Annotated in this window: 13 protein-coding genes; 9 read left to right on the forward strand and 4 right to left on the reverse strand. The window is 65.0% G+C overall.

Annotated elements, in window-relative coordinates; translation table 11 throughout:
• Positions 1-18 precede the first annotated feature (18 nt).
• The 3 genes from EN869_RS12450 to EN869_RS12460 form a co-directional block, all read right to left on the reverse strand.
• Positions 19-2,124, reverse strand: coding sequence for a glycosyltransferase (locus EN869_RS12450; protein WP_127229781.1), 2,106 nt, complete (start codon positions 2,122-2,124; stop codon positions 19-21).
• 12 nt (positions 2,125-2,136) lie between these two features.
• Positions 2,137-2,775 (reverse strand): bifunctional DNA primase/polymerase, encoded by a 639-nt coding sequence (locus EN869_RS12455; RefSeq protein WP_245489636.1) that lies wholly within the window; start codon positions 2,773-2,775, stop codon positions 2,137-2,139.
• A gap of 121 nt (positions 2,776-2,896) precedes the next feature.
• Positions 2,897-3,676 (reverse strand): helix-turn-helix transcriptional regulator, encoded by a 780-nt coding sequence (locus EN869_RS12460; protein ID WP_127229783.1) that lies wholly within the window; start codon positions 3,674-3,676, stop codon positions 2,897-2,899.
• Positions 3,677-3,786: 110 nt separating this feature from the next.
• Here EN869_RS12460 and EN869_RS12465 point away from each other — a divergent pair, with 110 nt between their 5' ends.
• From EN869_RS12465 to EN869_RS12485, 5 genes are read left to right on the forward strand one after another with little or no spacing between them, the layout of a single operon-like run.
• Positions 3,787-5,928, forward strand: coding sequence for a hydantoinase/oxoprolinase family protein (locus tag EN869_RS12465; RefSeq protein ID WP_127229784.1), 2,142 nt, complete (start codon positions 3,787-3,789; stop codon positions 5,926-5,928).
• Positions 5,929-5,942: 14 nt separating this feature from the next.
• On the forward strand, positions 5,943-8,138 hold the full coding sequence (locus EN869_RS12470; protein ID WP_127229785.1) for a hydantoinase B/oxoprolinase family protein: 2,196 nt from the start codon (positions 5,943-5,945) through the stop codon (positions 8,136-8,138).
• Positions 8,139-8,143: 5 nt separating this feature from the next.
• On the forward strand, positions 8,144-8,650 hold the full coding sequence (locus EN869_RS12475) for an acetone carboxylase subunit gamma (RefSeq protein WP_127229786.1): 507 nt from the start codon (positions 8,144-8,146) through the stop codon (positions 8,648-8,650).
• 7 nt (positions 8,651-8,657) lie between these two features.
• A complete protein-coding gene (locus EN869_RS12480) occupies positions 8,658-9,428 on the forward strand; it encodes a glucose 1-dehydrogenase (protein ID WP_127229787.1) in 771 nt (256 codons plus the stop codon).
• Between the two features lie 18 nt (positions 9,429-9,446).
• Entirely contained in the window at positions 9,447-10,274 is an 828-nt protein-coding gene (locus EN869_RS12485; protein WP_127229788.1) for an SDR family oxidoreductase, read from the forward strand.
• A 59-nt stretch (positions 10,275-10,333) separates the two neighbouring features.
• On the opposite strand, the gene betI is transcribed toward EN869_RS12485, so the two are convergent.
• Positions 10,334-10,972: a transcriptional regulator BetI gene (betI, locus tag EN869_RS12490; protein WP_167507010.1), complete on the reverse strand. Its 639-nt coding sequence runs from the start codon at positions 10,970-10,972 to the stop codon at positions 10,334-10,336.
• Between the two features lie 111 nt (positions 10,973-11,083).
• Here betI and EN869_RS12495 point away from each other — a divergent pair, with 111 nt between their 5' ends.
• The 4 genes from EN869_RS12495 to EN869_RS12510 all read left to right on the forward strand — a co-directional run bounded on the left by EN869_RS12495 (position 11,084) and on the right by EN869_RS12510 (position 16,409).
• A complete protein-coding gene (locus EN869_RS12495; RefSeq protein ID WP_167507009.1) occupies positions 11,084-12,121 on the forward strand; it encodes an alcohol dehydrogenase catalytic domain-containing protein in 1,038 nt (345 codons plus the stop codon).
• A gap of 105 nt (positions 12,122-12,226) precedes the next feature.
• Complete coding sequence (locus tag EN869_RS12500) at positions 12,227-13,168, forward strand: ABC transporter substrate-binding protein (RefSeq protein WP_127229791.1); 942 nt, start codon at positions 12,227-12,229, stop codon at positions 13,166-13,168.
• A 92-nt stretch (positions 13,169-13,260) separates the two neighbouring features.
• Positions 13,261-14,322 (forward strand): betaine/proline/choline family ABC transporter ATP-binding protein, encoded by a 1,062-nt coding sequence (locus tag EN869_RS12505; RefSeq protein WP_127229813.1) that lies wholly within the window; start codon positions 13,261-13,263, stop codon positions 14,320-14,322.
• Complete coding sequence (locus EN869_RS12510) at positions 14,319-16,409, forward strand: ABC transporter permease subunit (RefSeq protein ID WP_127229792.1); 2,091 nt, start codon at positions 14,319-14,321, stop codon at positions 16,407-16,409. The genes EN869_RS12505 and EN869_RS12510 overlap by 4 nt, the downstream gene beginning before the upstream one ends.
• Positions 16,410-16,418 lie beyond the last annotated feature (9 nt).

The following is a 16,418-nucleotide window of genomic DNA, read 5'->3' on the forward strand; positions in this document are numbered from 1 at the left end:
GGCTCGTTGTGCAGCGGTTCATCGGCTGGCGCCGTCCAGTCCCAGGCCATGGCGAACAGCGTCGCGGATCGCCTGAGGTCCGAAGCGGGACCATGCGGTATCGTAGGCGCGGGCGCGCAGCCGGGCCATGCGGGCAGGGTCGGAACAGAGTGCGACCGTCAGGTCGGCAAGTCCTTCGTCGGTGTCGGACAGCAGCAAGTCTTCGCCGCCGGAGACGTCGAGCCCTTCCGCCGCGAGCGGCGTCGCGATCACCGGCACGCCCGCGGCCATCGCTTCCAGGATCTTGATGCGCGTGCCGCCCCCGGTCCTGAGCGGGACGATGCAGAGATGCGCTGCCGACAGCAGGGGGCCGACATCGTCGGGGTTTTCGATCAGCACGACGCTGTCGAGTTCCGACAGGGCCCGCACGGCTCGATCGGGCGAACGGCCGGCAAGGACGAGCCGCGCGCTTGGCAACGCCTGCCGCACACGCGGCAGGATGATGCGGGCCAGACGTTCAGCGGCATCGATGTTGGGATGGTAGCCGAGATGGCCGACAAAGAGGATCACCGGAAATCCATCGGAGGTACCGGGCGATGGTGGCAGCGTCCTGGGCGACTCTTGGGCGCGGGGAATCCCGTTCGGCACGATATCGACCGGCGTTTCATGCGTGATTATCGTCTTGAGTCGCTCGCGGTCCAGCTTCGAGCAAACCCAGATGCGGTCGACGATCGTCGCCGCCCTCCGCTCCAACTGCCTTATCTCTGGCGACACGGCCGACGGGGCATTGCCGGGCGTCTGGGCCGCGAGATCGGACTCGACATTGTGCATGTCGAGAATGAGCCGACTGGTCAGCGGCCGCAGAGGCTGCAGTAGCTTGAACAGCGGAACGCTTTCGACGACGATCGTGTCCGGACGGAACTCGCGCGCCAGCGCTTTGAGGCGGGCGAGCGCCGGACGCGGGATCCGGTTCTCGCCTTTGATCCGGCGCCAGCCGAGCGAATGCGATCGCTTGTCGGCTTCCGTGGTCAATGAAACCACGCGGATGCCGCGGCCGGGTGGCTGCGTCGAGCCGGCAGGCCTCACCGAGGCAAGGCGGACCGGCCCGATTGCGGCGGCCGCGACGGCATTGCCGAAGGTCCTGAGATCGGCGCCGGAGGCGGGCGGATAGGCCGGGTCGAAGCTGACGATCAGCGTGCGCCGTGGCGCCGCTGAACCGGCGGCTGTGTCCGGCCGGATCCCAGCCAGCCGCCCGAACCGGATCCTGGCCCGGTATTGGGCCGCTTTCCAGCTGCGGCCAAGTTCCCGATGCGCCTTGACCGCGCGCATCATGCCAGCGGCATCCACAAACATCCCGTGCTTGACGAGCTGGCGCGCGATGCGCTGCGCTATCCAGGCCTTTCGCCATTGCAACGCGTCCCGCTCGATGCCGGCGGCCGCGAGGCTGTCGAGTTCGCGCGCTATGGCGAGGAACGTCTTGCGCGGCGCGGTGATGAAGCGGCGTGCCATCCGTTCCTCGTCATGGTGGTAGAGGAGCACCGGCGTGTCGATGGCGACGATTTCGGCGCGCGCCAGCAGCGCCGCCCAGTAGCAGGTATCCTCGTCGAGCCCGATCGTTTCCGGAAAGCGAATGCCGGCTGTCGCCCAATCGGCCACCAGCGCGCTTCCCATCGCGATCGGCCACAGCTCGTTGCGCAGGTATCGGCGTGTGTTCTGCCGCCTGTCGGGGACATAGCCATGCGGCGTCTTGAGCTTGTCCGGCCGGCCCTTCGCGCGCCGTATACTGGCCCCGACGGCAAGGCCGGCGCCAGGCTGGCCTGCGAGCGCCGAGCCCAGCAGCGACAGGCTGCCGGGCATCACCTCGTCGTCGGCGTCGAGAAAGAAGATGGAAGTGCCGCTTGCCCGCTCGATCCCGAGATTGCGCGCGGCACCCGCGCTGCCAAGACGAACGCTCACCACATCCAGCGGCAAGCCAAGGCGGCGCGCGCTCTCCATCGCCACCTCGGCCGTGCGGTCATCCGAGCCGTCGTCGATAACCAGGATCTCGCGGATAACCGGCCTGTCGGCGGTCAGGCTGCCGAGCGCCGCGTCCAGCGTCGCGGCCGCATTCCTTGCCGGGATGACGACGGTTATGTCGGCCGCCATGCGCTCAATCGCTCATTGCCGTTCGAAGAAGCCGCGCTTGAGCAGGCGGTCGTAGTGGTGCTTGAGCAGCGACACCGGGCGCAGCGAAAGACTGCCCAGGTCATCGACGAGTTGCGGCTCGATATCGAATGGCGACTGGTTTTCGAGCCAGCTGTAGGAGGAGCCGTCCCGAAGCACTGAAGGACAGCCCACCACATAGCCGCCGAGCGCCTTGACGTGGCCGACCCGCCGCAGGCCGAAATGCAGGCTGGAAGAGACCATTGGCTCCCGCGCTCTCAGATAGACGTGAAATCCGCTGGGCGATTTCGCTAGCGGCGTGCCGCTCGCAATTGCCTTGTGATCGGCCTGCCAGGCACGGTAGCCGGCGTCGTCATCGAAATCGAGGATCATCAGGTTGGAAAATCCTCCCAATATGCCGACATTGCCGGCAAAGCCGCGAAACCAGCGTGCAATGTCGCCGCTGTCCGGCGGCTTCTGTGCCAGCTGGAAGGTGATCGAGGTGAAGGCCAGTTCCTTCAGGTCCTTGCGCAACGTCTGCAGATGCAGCGGATCATACTCCATGGCCGCGAGGTCAAGATGCTTGCCGCCGGCACGCAGCGGCAGGCAGATATAGCCGCGCTCCCGCAGCCTCAAAGCATAATCGGTCAGCACCTCAGGCTGCATGCGCCAGTTTTAGCCCTACCAAACCCACGGCCGATCTTCGTTAGCCAACAGCGCGGTCGTCAAGCCATTCATTGAGAACCATCCCAGCCCCGCGCGTCGTTTTGCGGGGCTAGCTTTCCATCCGGTGCTGGAAGAACTGTAGGAACAATTCGCGCTCGGTGGTGATGTCGAGCTTGTCATAGATGCGCCGGCGGTGGTTCTTCACCGTGCCGGCGGTGATGCCGAGCCGCTTGGCGATGTTGGCGGTCGGGTGGCCGGCGAGGATCAACTGCACCAGCTCGCGCTCGCGCAGCGACAGCTCCGGCCACAGGTTTTCCGGAATGCTCGGCTTCTGCTGCGGCGAAGCGCCGGGACCGCTCGGCGCCGAGGTACGCGAAAAGTCTGAGCCGCGCGCCTTGATGTCCAGCGCATGCAACGCGTCGAACACCGGCAGCCTCTCTTCCAGCAGAGCGATTTCGTTGTCCCTGAAAGCACTGGTCGAGCGGTCGAGGAAGATGCCGAGGCACCAGTCGCCGCCGTCGGCGAGCATGATGCCGACCTCGTCGCAGATCTCCGACTGCGCGAGGAAGCCGGCTATGTATTGGCCGCGCTTGGCCTCCTCGTCGGCCAGGCTCTTGAGCGGCATGATGCCGAGCCGGCGCTGGCTGCGCCACGACGCGTAGAAGGGATCGAAGACGTAGTAACTGTCGAGATAGCGCCGCACCATCTCGTCCGAGAAGCGCCGGTGCTTGACGAATTCCGGTGTCCTAGTCGCCGAATAGCGCGTCACCGTCACCAGGTCATGCGCGATGTCCGCCCCGATCAGGTCGATCAAGCAGTCGACATGCCGGTCGGTGCCGGTGGCGGCGATCGCCCTGGCCAGCGGCGCCCAGATAGTGCCCATGCGCATGCCCTTTTCTCGGCGAACCCGGCCCAAGCGTCATTGTGTCTTTAGGCATATGGCGCGATCCCGCTCCGGGAATCTAGCCTGTGGTCATTCTCGGCAAGGGAAAGCGACCCGTGGACCAGATCACCACCAACCCAATCGTCATCGGCATCGACGCTGGCGGCACCATGACCGATACGATCCTTGTCGATCAGGACGGTCACTTCAAGATCGGCAAATCGGCGACCACGCCGAAGAATGAGGCGGAAGGTTTCCTCGCCTCGGCGGAGGATGCGGCGGATGCCTGGGGCATCTCACTGCAGGACCTGTTCTCGGGCGTCAACGTGGTGCTCTATTCCGGCACCGGCATGCTGAACACGCTGTTGTCGCGCACCGGCCGCAAGCTTGGGCTGATCACCACCAAAGGCCTCGAGGACATGATCCTGATGGGCCGCGGCCTGCAGGCCTGGGCCGACTACTCCTATGCCGACCGCCTGCATGCCGTCACCCATCACCATCCCGATCCGCTGGTGCCGCGCCGCCGCACGCATGGCGTCACCGAGCGTATCGACCAGTTCGGCGACATCATCCTGCCGCTCTACGAGCACGAGGTGCATGCGGCCGCGAAGAAGCTGATCGCCGACACAGTCGAGGCGATCTGCATCATGACCGTGTTCTCACATGTCAATCCGGCGCACGAGAAGCGCATCGCCGAGATCTGCCGCGAGGAGATCGCCGCTGCCGGCGCCGACATCCTGGTCTACACCAGCCACGAGGTGCGTCCCGTCATCCGCGAGCAGTCGCGGCTGAACTCGGTGCTGATCGAGGCCTACGCCACCTCGCGCGGCCGCAAGCAGTTGAAGGGCATCGAGGACGTCTCGAAGAAATACGGCTTCAAATATGGCGTGCAGACGCTGCTCTCCTTCGGCGGCCTGACCTCGATCAATCACCCGCGCCTGCACGAGACGATGATCTCCGGCCCGATTGGCGGCATCCTGGGCGCTGCCTATGTCGGCAAGCTGATCGGCAACGACTCGCTGATCTGCTCGGATATGGGCGGCACCTCCTTCGACATGGGCGTCATCACGCGCGGCCAGACGCGGATCGAGAACGAGCCGCTGATGGACCGCTTCAAGCTCAACGTGCCGACGCTGCATCTCGACACGATCGGCGCCGGCGCCGGCATGATCCTGAAGGTCGACCCGCTGACCAGGAAAGTCTCGCTCGGACCGGAAAGCGCCGGCTCCGATCCCGGACCGATCTGCTTCGCCAAGGGCGGCACCGAACCGACCATCGCCGACTGCGACGCTATTCTCGGCCGCCTCAACCCGCATTATTTCCTCGGCGGCAAGGTCGTGCTGCAGGTGGAAAAGGCGCGAAAGGCCTTCGAGGAGAAATGCGCCCGCGTGCTCGGCGTTGGCGTCGAGGAAGCCGCCGAAGGCATGATCGACATGCTGGAGGCCGATGCCAACAACGCGCTGCGCCGCGTCATTTCCGGGCAGGGAATCCATCCGTCGGAATTTACGCTTTTGTCCTACGGCGGCTCCGGCCCGCTGCATCTGGCCGGCTGCTCGCGGGGCATCGGCTTCAAGGACATCATCACCTTCCAGTTCGCCGCAGCCTTCTCGGCCTTCGGCTGCACCACTGCCGATTTCATGCGCCGGCATTCGGTGTCGACGCAGATCGACATGGGCGCGCGGGCCAGCGACGACGAGCTGCAGGCTTTCGGCGCGAAGGTCACGAGCGTCTGGGATGACCTGACCAAGGCGGCGGTCGACGAAATGGTCGCCGACGGTCACGCGCTCTCCAAGATCAAGACCGTGCCGTTCCTGATGATGCGCTACACCGGCCAGCTCGAGGACGTCGAGGTGATGGCGCCGCTGTCAGCCATCGGCTCGGCCGACGACATGCGCAAGGTCATCGCCGAATTCGAGGCGGTCTATGCTAAGGTCAACCACCGCGTTTCGCGCTATGGCGAGGCCGGCTTCTCGATCACCGAGCTTGGGCTGATCGCCACCGCCGACAAGGTCAAGCCCATGCTGGTCAAGCGGCCACTCGGCAAGTCCGATCCGGCTTCGGCCCACAAGGGCGTGCGCGAGGCCTATGTCGCCGGCCGCTGGCACAAGGCCAACCTCTACGAGATGGACCTGCTCCAGCCCGGCCATGAGGTGATCGGGCCGGCCATCATCGAACACCCGGCGACGACGCTCGTCGTCCACCCGCAGGATCGCGTCCATGTCGATGAATGGACGCTGCTGCACTACACCCACGCTTGAGAAGGGCGAACGCCATGCTGGACAAACCCGCCTCCGCCCTGCGCATCCGCGAAAGGCTGATCGAATCCGAACGGCTGATGGAAGAGACCGGCTGCTATGATGGCATCACGGAACTTCAACTGCGCAACCAGGATCCGCTGAAGTTCGAGACGCTGCACACCAAATTGCGCGCCTACTGCGTCTCGGCGCGCGAGATGGCGCGGCGCATCTCGGCTTCGCCCGGCGTGCGCGAGGTCGGCGAAATGGTCGTCGCCATCTACACGCCGGAAGGCGACGCCATCGCGCTCTCCAACGGCATCATGGTGCATGTGCACACGATGAGCCGCTTCATCAAATGGATGATCCGCAACGGCTACGAGGAGAACCCGCAGATCCGCGACGGCGACATCTTCGCCAACAACGATGCCTTCATCGGCACCGTCCAGGTGCCTGATGTGATGGACGTGGTGCCGATCTTCCACTCGGGCAAGCTCGTTGGCTGGGCGGGCGCAGTCTGCCACGAGCTCGAAGCCGGCGGCATCACGCCGGGCGGCGACGTGGCGCTCGCCCAGGAGCGCTTCACCGAGGGCCTGTTCGTCTGCGCCGAGAAGGTCGGCGAGAATGACGAGCTCAGGCGCGACTATGTCATCCGCTGCGAGCGCAATCTCCGCATGCCGATCTACTGGGTGCTGGACGAGAAGGCCAAGGTCGCTTCCTGCATCGACATGCGCGAAAGCGTCAAGGCGCTGATCGACGAGATCGGCCTCGACTACTGGATGCAGGTGTCGAAGGAGTTCATCGAGGAGGGCCGCCGCGCTCAGCTCGCTCGCACACGCCAGCTCACCGTGCCCGGCATCTATCGCGGCCACACCTTCTACGGCCACGTCACCGCCGGCAAGCCGGGCTATCAGCCGCTCGGCGATCCCGACTGGCTCTACAACATCCCGATCGAGATGGAGATCACCTGCGACGGCAAGATCATCATGGACTTCGAGGGCACGCAGCCTTGGGGCTACCATTCGATGAACTGCACGCCGGCCGGCATGGATGGCGGCATGTTCGTGACGCTGACCCAGCACATGAACTTCGAGGGCCTGGTCAATGACGGCGCCTGGATGGCCACCGAGCTGAAGCTGCCGCACGGCACCTGGACCAACCCCGACAACGAGATGGTGGCGACCGCTACGTCCTGGGCGCTGCTGCTGCCGGCCTATGGCGTCTTCCAGCGGCTGCTCTCGCGTTCGTTCATCGCCCGCGGCTTCGTCGAGGAGGCCTTTGTCGGTCAGGTCAACAGCCCAATGATCGAGATGGGCGGCACCAGCCAATACGGCACGCCCTTCGGCATGGCGCATTTCGAATGCGCCGCCGCCGGCTCGGGCGCGCTGGCCATCAAGGACGGGCTGGACACCGCCTATGTCGGCTGGAACCCGGAATCCGACATGGGCAATATCGAGATCTGGGAACAGAACATGCCGATGCTCTATATCGGCCGGTCCATCGTCCCCAACTCGGGCGGCGCCGGCAAATATCGCGGCGGCTGTTCCTTCCTATCGACCTGGCTGGTCTCGAAGACCGATCATCTCAGGCTGGTCACCTCCGAGCACTCCTCGCGCGTGTTCGACAATGGCGGTCTCTGCGGCGGCTATCCCGCGCCGACCTGCCAGAAGCATCGCGCGGTCCGCGACTCGAACATCTTCGAGCTGGCCGAAAATGGCGCGCCGCTGGCGCATCATACCGGCACCAATCCATATCGCTCGGAGTTGGAGGTGCGACTGGAAGGCGAGCATGTCACGCTGGAAGGGCCCTACATCACCGCGCCGCACAAGACGGGCGACGTCTTTACCCATTCCTACAATGGCGGCGGCGGCTTCGGCGACGTGCTGGAGCGGGATCCGATCAAGACCGCGTGGGATGTCGAGAACGGCTTCCTCACGAGGCAAGCCGCTGAAGGCATCTTCGGCATCGTACTCGATGAGGACGAGGAAGGTTTTCCGGTCGCCAATCTGGAAGCCACCAAGCGCCATCGCGCCGAGATGCGGGCGAAGCGCCTGGCGCGTGCAAAACCGGTTTCGGAGTGGATCGCCAAGGAGCGCCAACGTGTGAAAGCGGCCGATTTCGCGCCCGAGGTGAAGAAGATGTACGCCAGCGCGATCAACCTGTCGTCGCGCTTCGCAAAAGACTTTTCGACCTTCTGGGATGTTGATGCCAAATCGACCTTCGGCGCGGAGTAAGGACCATGACCTCATACAGCAAGGAAGTCATCGCCGATCTGGTTGCCGGCACGCTGCCCTGGCCGCAGACGCGCCGTATCATGAGCGCCTACAAGGACGACGATCGTTTCTTCAAATATGTCGCGGTGCTGCAGGAGCGCGTCGGCTGGAAGGATCCGATCCTGCTGCCCGTCGGCGACCATCTTTTCATCTGCCAGAGCGGCAACGAGCGCGTGACGAAATGCGAGTGCGGCCACTCCTTCGGAGACTATCGCAAGAACTGGAAACTGAAGGCCGCGATCATCGTGCGCGACAGCGAGGAGACGCTGCGCGAGATCTACCCAAACAGCGACCTGCCGGACCCGGACTGGATGGAGATCCGCGAGTTCATCTGCCCGCAATGCGGCACGCTTCATGAGGTCGAGGCGGCGGCGCCCGGCTATCCGATCGTGCATGATTTCGAGCCCGACCTCGAAGGTTTCTATCGCGACTGGCTGGGCAAGCCGCTGGAGCCATTAGACAAGGGAGGCTGATGCCGCAATGGGCCGCGTCGCAGGCAAGGTGGCGCTCGTAACCGGGGCCGGGCTGGGCCTCGGCCGGGCGTCGTCGCTCTTGCTCGCGACGGAAGGCGCCAGGCTGGTCGTCAGCGACGTCGACGAGGGCCTCGCCGGCGATACGGCGGCGGAGATCGTCAAGGCAGGCGGCGAGGCATTGGCGCTACGTCACGATGTCTCGAAGCCCGAAGACTGGTCCACCGTCATGGCGGTGGTCGAGCAAAAATTCGGACGGCTCGACGTGCTGGTCAACAATGCCGGCATTGCCATCGCCAAAAACATCGAGGACACGTCGCTTGAAGAGTGGCGGCGCACCATGGCGGTCAATCTCGATGGCGTGTTCCTCGGCTGCCAGGAGGGCGTCAAGCTGATGAAGAAATCCGGCGGCGGATCGATTATCAATCTCTCCTCCATCGACGGCATCATCGGCGAGGCGGACCTAGCCGCCTACTGCGCCTCCAAGGGCGGCGTGCGCACCCTGACTAAGGCGGTCGCCGTGCATTGCGCCGAGCGGCGCTACGGCATCCGCTGCAATTCCATCCATCCTGGCTACATCTGGACGCCGCAGACCGAGAACTATCTGCGCGACCTGGGCACGCTCGAGCAGGAGAAGGCCAAGGCGCTGTCGCGCCATCCGATCGGCTTCCTCGGCGAGCCCAACGACATCGCCTACATGGTCCTCTATCTGGCCTCGGATGAATCGAAATTCGTCACCGGCTCCGAAATGGTCGTCGACGGAGGCTATCTTGCAGTGTGAATACGGAGACCGCTTGCGATGACCAACCTAACCGGCAGAAGTGCCATCGTCACCGGCGGCTTTTCCGGCATGGGCTTTGCCATCGCGACGGCACTCGCCAAAGCCGGCGCCAATGTCGCCGTCGGCTCCTACGTGGCGCCGCCGCAGGCGGGCAGGGCGGACGCCGCCTATTATCCCGGCGCCGACGAGGTCGAGCGTGTGCGGTCGGCCCTGGCCTCCCACGGCACCAGGGTGCATGCCGCGCATCTCGACGTGCGCGACAGCGCGCTCACCGACCTCTTCTTTACCGAAGCGCAGGCGGCGATCGGCCCGGCCGACATCCTCGTCAACGCTGCCGGCACCACCGCCGAACAGCCGGTCTGCGGCCATTCCGACGCGCTTTGGGACAAGATCGTCGACACCAACCTCACCGGGGCGTTCCGTACGACCCGCGCGGTCCTGCCCGGCATGATCGAGCGCGGCTGGGGCCGCATCGTCAACATCGGCTCGACCGCCGCTTCCGTCGGCTGGAAGGACAATCCGGCCTACTGCGCCTCCAAGGCCGGCCTGCTCGGCCTCACGCGCTGCGTCGCGCTCGAAGGCGCTGCGCACGGCGTCACCTGCGTCATGATCAGCCCGACCTGGGTCGAAACCGAATTGATGCGCCGCAACGTGGCGCAGGTCGTCGAGCGCGAAGGCAAGGGCCGCAGCGCCGAGGAACTGATGGATGAATTCAGGAAAGGCAATCCGCAAGGCCGCATGATGCAGCCGGAGGAGATCGCGGCGCTCGCGGTGTTCCTTTGCTCGGATCTCGCCAAGGGGATCACCATGGAAAACATCCAGATCACCGGCGGAGCCTTATGGTGAAACCCGCGCCGGCATGGAGCGCTTGCAACCGCTCGCAGCCGGCGAGGCATCCTGAAACGTCACGCCGCCTGCAACTGAAGCCTTTTCAGCTTCGACACCACGGCCGCGCCAAGCATCTTTTCCGAATATTCGACCAGCAGCGCCCGCGCCTCCAGATGCGAAATGGCTTCGTCCGAATGGCCGCGCCGCAGCCAGAAGCCGTCGAGCATGGCGGCAAAGCCGCGCACGAAATGGTCGATCTCCTCTCTCGACCACAGCGGCGACAGTGCCGAGCCGATATTCGAGCGCAAGCGCTTGTAGAACAGCTCCTGCAGCCGGGCGTAACGCGGGTTGTGCGCGGCTTCTGCATAGAACGACACCCAGGCATTGGCCGTGTTGCGCTCGAACTTTTCTTCCGGGAAATTGCCGTCGACGATCGCCGTCAGGCGATCCCACCTTGTCTCGGCCTGGCGCAGATTGACCACCACCGCGTCCATCAGGACACGGTTGGCGTAGCGCACCATCTCGAACAGCACCTGGTCCTTGTCCTTGAAGTAGTAGGTCAGGATGCCTTGCGACATGCCGGCTTCGTGGCAGATGCGGGTTGTCGTCAGGCCCTTCAGCCCGTCGCGCAGGAAGATGCGGTGCGCCGCTTCGATCAGCTCAACCCGCCTGATGTCCTCGATGCGAGTTCGTTGTTTCTTCGTCCTGGTCGCCATGGGTTTCGTATATCCAGCGAAAATTTTGTACGCCCTAACAAATTTTTGTATTGTCATATGATTTTGGCAGGCCTAGGCTGCGAAGGCAAGCAGGTGCCGGACGGACTATCGATGACGTCGCACACACAAATGATGCGGGCCGCGGTCCTAGGCAGCTACGGCGAGCCGCTCGAGGTCACCAGCGTGCCGCGTCCCGTCGCCGGCCCCGGTCAAATATTGGTGCGGCTGCAGTCCTGCGGCGTCTGCCACACCGATGTGCATATCTGGCGTGGCGAGAGCGTTCCGCCGCACGCCCCGTCGCCCTTCGTCATGGGCCATGAGGGCATCGGTCGCGTCGAGGCGATCGGCGAGGGCGTCGGCGGCTGGTCGCTCGGCGACCGGGCCGGTGTGCCCTGGATCCACGACACCTGCCGCCGCTGCGACGAATGCCTGGATGGCTACGAATCCTTCTGCCAGTACCATCGCGCGCACGGCTTGAACGTGCCCGGCGCCTTTGCCGAATATGTCGTCTGCGACGCCGGCTTCGCGGTGGCGCTCCCCGAAACCATCGACCCTGTAACCACCGCGCCGGTGATGTGCGCCGGCATCACTGCCTATGGCGCGGTGAAGCGGGCCGGCTTGAAAGCCGGCGAAAAATGCATCGTCTTCGGCTGCGGCGGCCTTGGCCTCTATGCGGTGCAGATCGCCAGCCGGCTCGGCGTCGATGTGCTCGTGGTCGACCGCGATCCGGCGAAGCTGGACGTCGCCCGCCGCTACGGCGCGGCGGAAACCGAAATCGCCGACAGCGGTCTGCCCTCGCGACTGGCGGCGAAGGACGAAAAATACCACGCCTGCATCAACTTCGCGCCAACCACCGCGACATGGGACGCGATGATCGCGGGCATCCGGCCGCGCGGCAGGATCATCGCCGCCGCCATGGTGTTCCAGCCGGTGCCGCTCATCCAGGAATGGCTGACGGCCACCGGCGTCGTCATCACCGGCACCAGCGTCGGCACAAGGCAGGAAATGCGCGAACTGGTCGCCATGCACGCAAAGCAGCCGCTTGAAACGACGATCGAGATCATCGGGCTCGAAGAGGTGTCGGACGCGCTTGTCTCCCTCGAACAGGGCCGGTCGAAAGGGAGGTACGTCATCAGCTTTGCGGACTAAGGACTGTTCCAGGCGGCCAGGGGAGTGGCGCGCGGAAAGAGGCTAGCGGCAGCCTCGCCACCAAGGATGAACCTGAACCATAACATCCAGACAGGGGAAGCGATCATGCCGAATAGAATTAACAGACTGAGAAATGCAGGAATCGGCCTGGCTCTGGCGCTTGCCGCCACGACGCCCGGCCTCAGCGCCGAGCTCGGCGCCAAAGACGAGCCGATAAAGCTTGCCATGCTCGAATGGACCGGCGCGCACGTCTCCACCCACATCGCCGGACACCTTCTCGAAAAGCTCGGCTACAAGGTCGAATATGTGACGGCCGGCAATTTCCCGCAGTTTTCGGGTCTCGCCGACGGCTCGCTCAGCGCCTCGGTCGAGGTGTGGATGAACAATGTCGGCGACATCTATCCAAAGACGCTCGCCGCCAAGCAGATCGAGGATATCGGCAAGCTCGACCTGAAGACGCGCGAGGGCTGGATCTATCCGAAATATATGGAGACGGTCTGCCCTGGCCTGCCGGACTGGACCGCGCTCAACAAGCCGGAATGCGTGCAGGCATTGGCGACGCCCGAGACGGCGCCCAACGGCCGCTTCCTGGATTACCCGGCCGACTGGGGCTCGCGGGCCGCCACCATCCTTGCCGACAACAACATGCCTTACACCGCGGTTCCCTCCGGTTCCGAAGGCGCGCTGGTCGCGGAGCTTGAAGCCGCGGAGGCCGCCAAGAAGCCGCTGGTGATGATGTTCTGGGGCCCGCATTATGCGCTCGCCGAAAACGACGTCGGCTGGGTCACCATGCCGCCCTGCAAGGAGCAGACCAACGAGCATTGCATAACGCCGCCCGATGTCGACAAGATCGTCTGGTCGGGCTTCGGCGCCAAGTGGCCGGCGGCCGACGCCTTCCTCAAGGCCTTCAAGATGGACGCCGGCGAGCAGGAAAAGATGATGCTGGCCGTCGACAAGCAAGGCAAGGACCTCGACACGGTCGTCAAGGATTGGATCGACAAGAACGAGGCAGTGTGGAAACCCTGGCTCGACGCCGCCAAGGGCTGATCGGCCGCTATGCCTGGTAGAGGCTGAAAGCAATCGATGCCCGGCTCCCGGCACGTGGAGCCGGGCGAGCAATTCGCATGGATGGCATCCCTATGAACGCCGCCCCACGACCGATCAAGCTCGCTTGCCGCAATGTCTGGAAGGTCTACGGCCGGCGCCCCGCCTATTATTTCGACTCGCGCGGCTATGTGATCGACCCCGATGCGCTGGCCGAGCGCCTGCGCGCCGAAGCGCATCTGCCGGCCGTGGTCGATGCCAGCTTCGAGGTGGCGACCGGCGAGATCTTCGTCATCATGGGCCTGTCCGGCTCCGGCAAATCCACCTTGGTGCGCTGCCTGTCGCGCCTCGTCGAACCGAGCGCCGGCGAAGTCCTGCTCGACGGCAAGAACCTGCTCGCCGCCAGCGGCAAGGAGCTGATCGAACTGCGCCGTCACGCCATGGGCATGGTGTTCCAGAATTTCGGTCTGTTGCCGCATCTCACCGTCCTCGACAATGTCGCCTTCCCGCTGAAGATCCAGGGCAAGCCGGCGAAGGAGCGCGAAACGCGTGCCCGCGAGATGATCGCGCTTGTCGGGCTCGAAGGCCGCGAGGCGTCCTTTCCGCACCAGCTTTCCGGCGGCCAGCAGCAGCGCGTCGGCATCGCCCGTTCGCTCGCGGTCGGGCCGGAGCTCTGGTTCCTCGACGAGCCGTTCTCGGCGCTCGATCCGCTGATCCGCAAGCAGATGCAGGATGAATTCCTGCGCCTGCAGCGCATGCTCAAGAAGACCATCATCTTCATCACCCACGATATCGCCGAGGCCTTCCGCCTGGCCGACCGGCTGGCGATCATGCGGGCGGGCAAGATCGTGCAGATCGGCCGCCCGGCCGACATCGTGCTCAACCCGGCCGACGACTATGTCGCGCAGTTCACCGAGGACATGCCGCTGCTGCGCGTCATCACGGCCGGTGACATCGCGACGCCCGCCAATGGAGCGGCACTCCCGGAATGCAACATCGCCGCCGAGACCAGTCTCGAAGCGCTGATCCCGCAACTCGCCTCAGGCATCGGCGCCTTCGCCGTTGCTGGCGACGGCGATGGTCCGCCGGCGGTGCTCAGCGCCGGCGCGGTGCTCGCCGTGCTGGAGCGCGAGCAGGCGAGGCGCACCCGCGAATGACCGCGCCGGCCGCAATCGCACCACCCCCGCGAAGGCTTGCCATCGCGCCGGCCCTTCTGCCCTGGTGCGGCTTGGGCGTGCTGACCGTGCTTTGCCTGTTTCTCAAAACCGAGCTTCCCTGGCTGGTCAATTTCCCCAAGGAATGGACGCTGCCGCTGGCCTCCTACATAACCGCCGTGACCGACGCGGTCGTAGCCGTCATCCAGCCTGGATTCCGGGCGCTCTCCGCTTTGCTCGACGCGCCCATGCGCGGCGCGCGCCTGGCGCTCGCCTGGCTGCCCTGGCCGGCGGTCATGCTGGCTGTCGCCGCCATCGCGCTGAAGTCGCGCGGCGAAAGGCTGGCGATCTTCGCGCTCGCCGCGCTCGCCTATATCCTGCTCGCCGGCTACTGGCTGCAGAGCATGAACACGCTTGCGCTGGTGCTGCTGGCGGTGCCGATCTCGACCGTGCTCGGCTTCCTGCTCGGCGTGCTTGGCTATGCCCGTCCGCGCCTGCGTCCGGTGCTCAGCGGCGCGCTTGATCTGATGCAAACGGTGCCGGCTTTCGCCTATCTCATCCCGCTGCTCTTGCTGTTCGGTTTCGGGCCGGTGGTCGGGCTGATCGCCTCGGCGGTCTACTCGACGCCGCCGATGGTGCGCAACACAATGCTCGGCCTTGATCGTGTGCCGGCGGCAATCAGCGAGGCCGGGCTGATGAGTGGCTGCACGCGCCGCCAGCAATTCTGGCAGGTCGAGGTGCCGACGGCGTTGCCGCAGCTTCTTGTTGGCTTCAACCAGACGACCATGGCCGCGCTGTCGATGGTCATCGTCGCCGCAATCATCGGCGGCTTCGAGGACATCGGCTGGGAGGTCCTGTCCTCCATGCGCAAGGCCGAATTCGGCCAGAGCATCCTCTCCGGCCTGGTCATCGCGCTGCTCGCCATCCTCATCGACCGCCTCACCATCGGCTTTGCCAAGCCGCCGGAGACAGGGCCGACGCGCGTCATGCGCTGGACGACGCCGCGCCGGCTGGTTCTGTCGCTGGCGGTTGCGCTTGCCTTCGCTGTCGTTATCCGCCTTGCCGCGCCGGACGCGACATTCCTGCCCGAAACCGCGCTGCGCACCGAAATGGGCGGCGTCAACCAGCGGCTGCTCGGGATCGTCCGCGACTATGCCTGGTTCTTCGATGGCGTCCGCAACGCCGTCCTTTATTGTTTGCTGCTACCGATGCGGGTCGGCATTTCAGGCGCGGCCACGCCGGCTATCTGGGGCTTTGCGCTGTCGCCGACGATGGCGGCGGTCTATTTCGTCTTGGTCCTGGCCTTGGCCGGGCTGGCGATGCGACGCTTCGGTGGGCGGGGAGCTTTGGCGGTGCTGGCCGCTGGCGTCATCCTTTACACCGGTTTTCTCGGCCTGCCCTGGCCGGTCTTCATCCTCGCCGTTTCACTTCTTGCCGGGCAGGTAGCCGGCTATCGCCTTGGCCTGTTTGCCCTTGCCGGCTTCGTCCTGATTCTCGTCAACGGACTATGGCCGCAACTGGTGCAGTCGCTCTATCTTTGCACGTTGGCAGTGCTGCTTTGCCTGTTGGTCGGCGGCATGCTCGGCGTCTGGGCAGCGCATAGCGACCGCGTCTCGCGCATCCTGAAGCCGATCTGCGACGCGTTGCAGACCATGCCGCAATTCGTCTTCCTCATCCCGGCGCTGATGTTCTTCAAGGTCGGCGAGTTCACGGCGCTGATCGCCATCATGCTCTACGCCATCGTGCCGCCGATCCGCTATGTCGAGCACGGGCTGAGACATGTGCGCGCCGATGTGGTCGAGGCGGTCGAGCAGATGGGCGCCACACCGTTGCAGACGTTGCTGCAGGCCAAGCTGCCGCTGGCGCTCCCCGTGGTCATGCTCGGCCTCAACCAGACCATCATGGCGGCGCTCTCGATGCTGGCGATCGCCGCTCTTGTCGGCACGCGCGATCTTGGCCAGGCAGTCTATGTCGCGCTCGGCAAGGCCGATGCCGGCATGGGCCTCATCGCCGGCCTGTCGATCGCCTTCCTGGCGATCCTGGCCGACCGGCTCATCCAGGCCGCCGTCGCGCGCTCGTCGGCAGCCTAGAGCGGTTCC

The organism is Mesorhizobium sp. M2D.F.Ca.ET.226.01.1.1 (assembly GCF_004022705.2).
Taxonomy (GTDB): Bacteria; Pseudomonadota; Alphaproteobacteria; order Rhizobiales; family Rhizobiaceae; genus Mesorhizobium.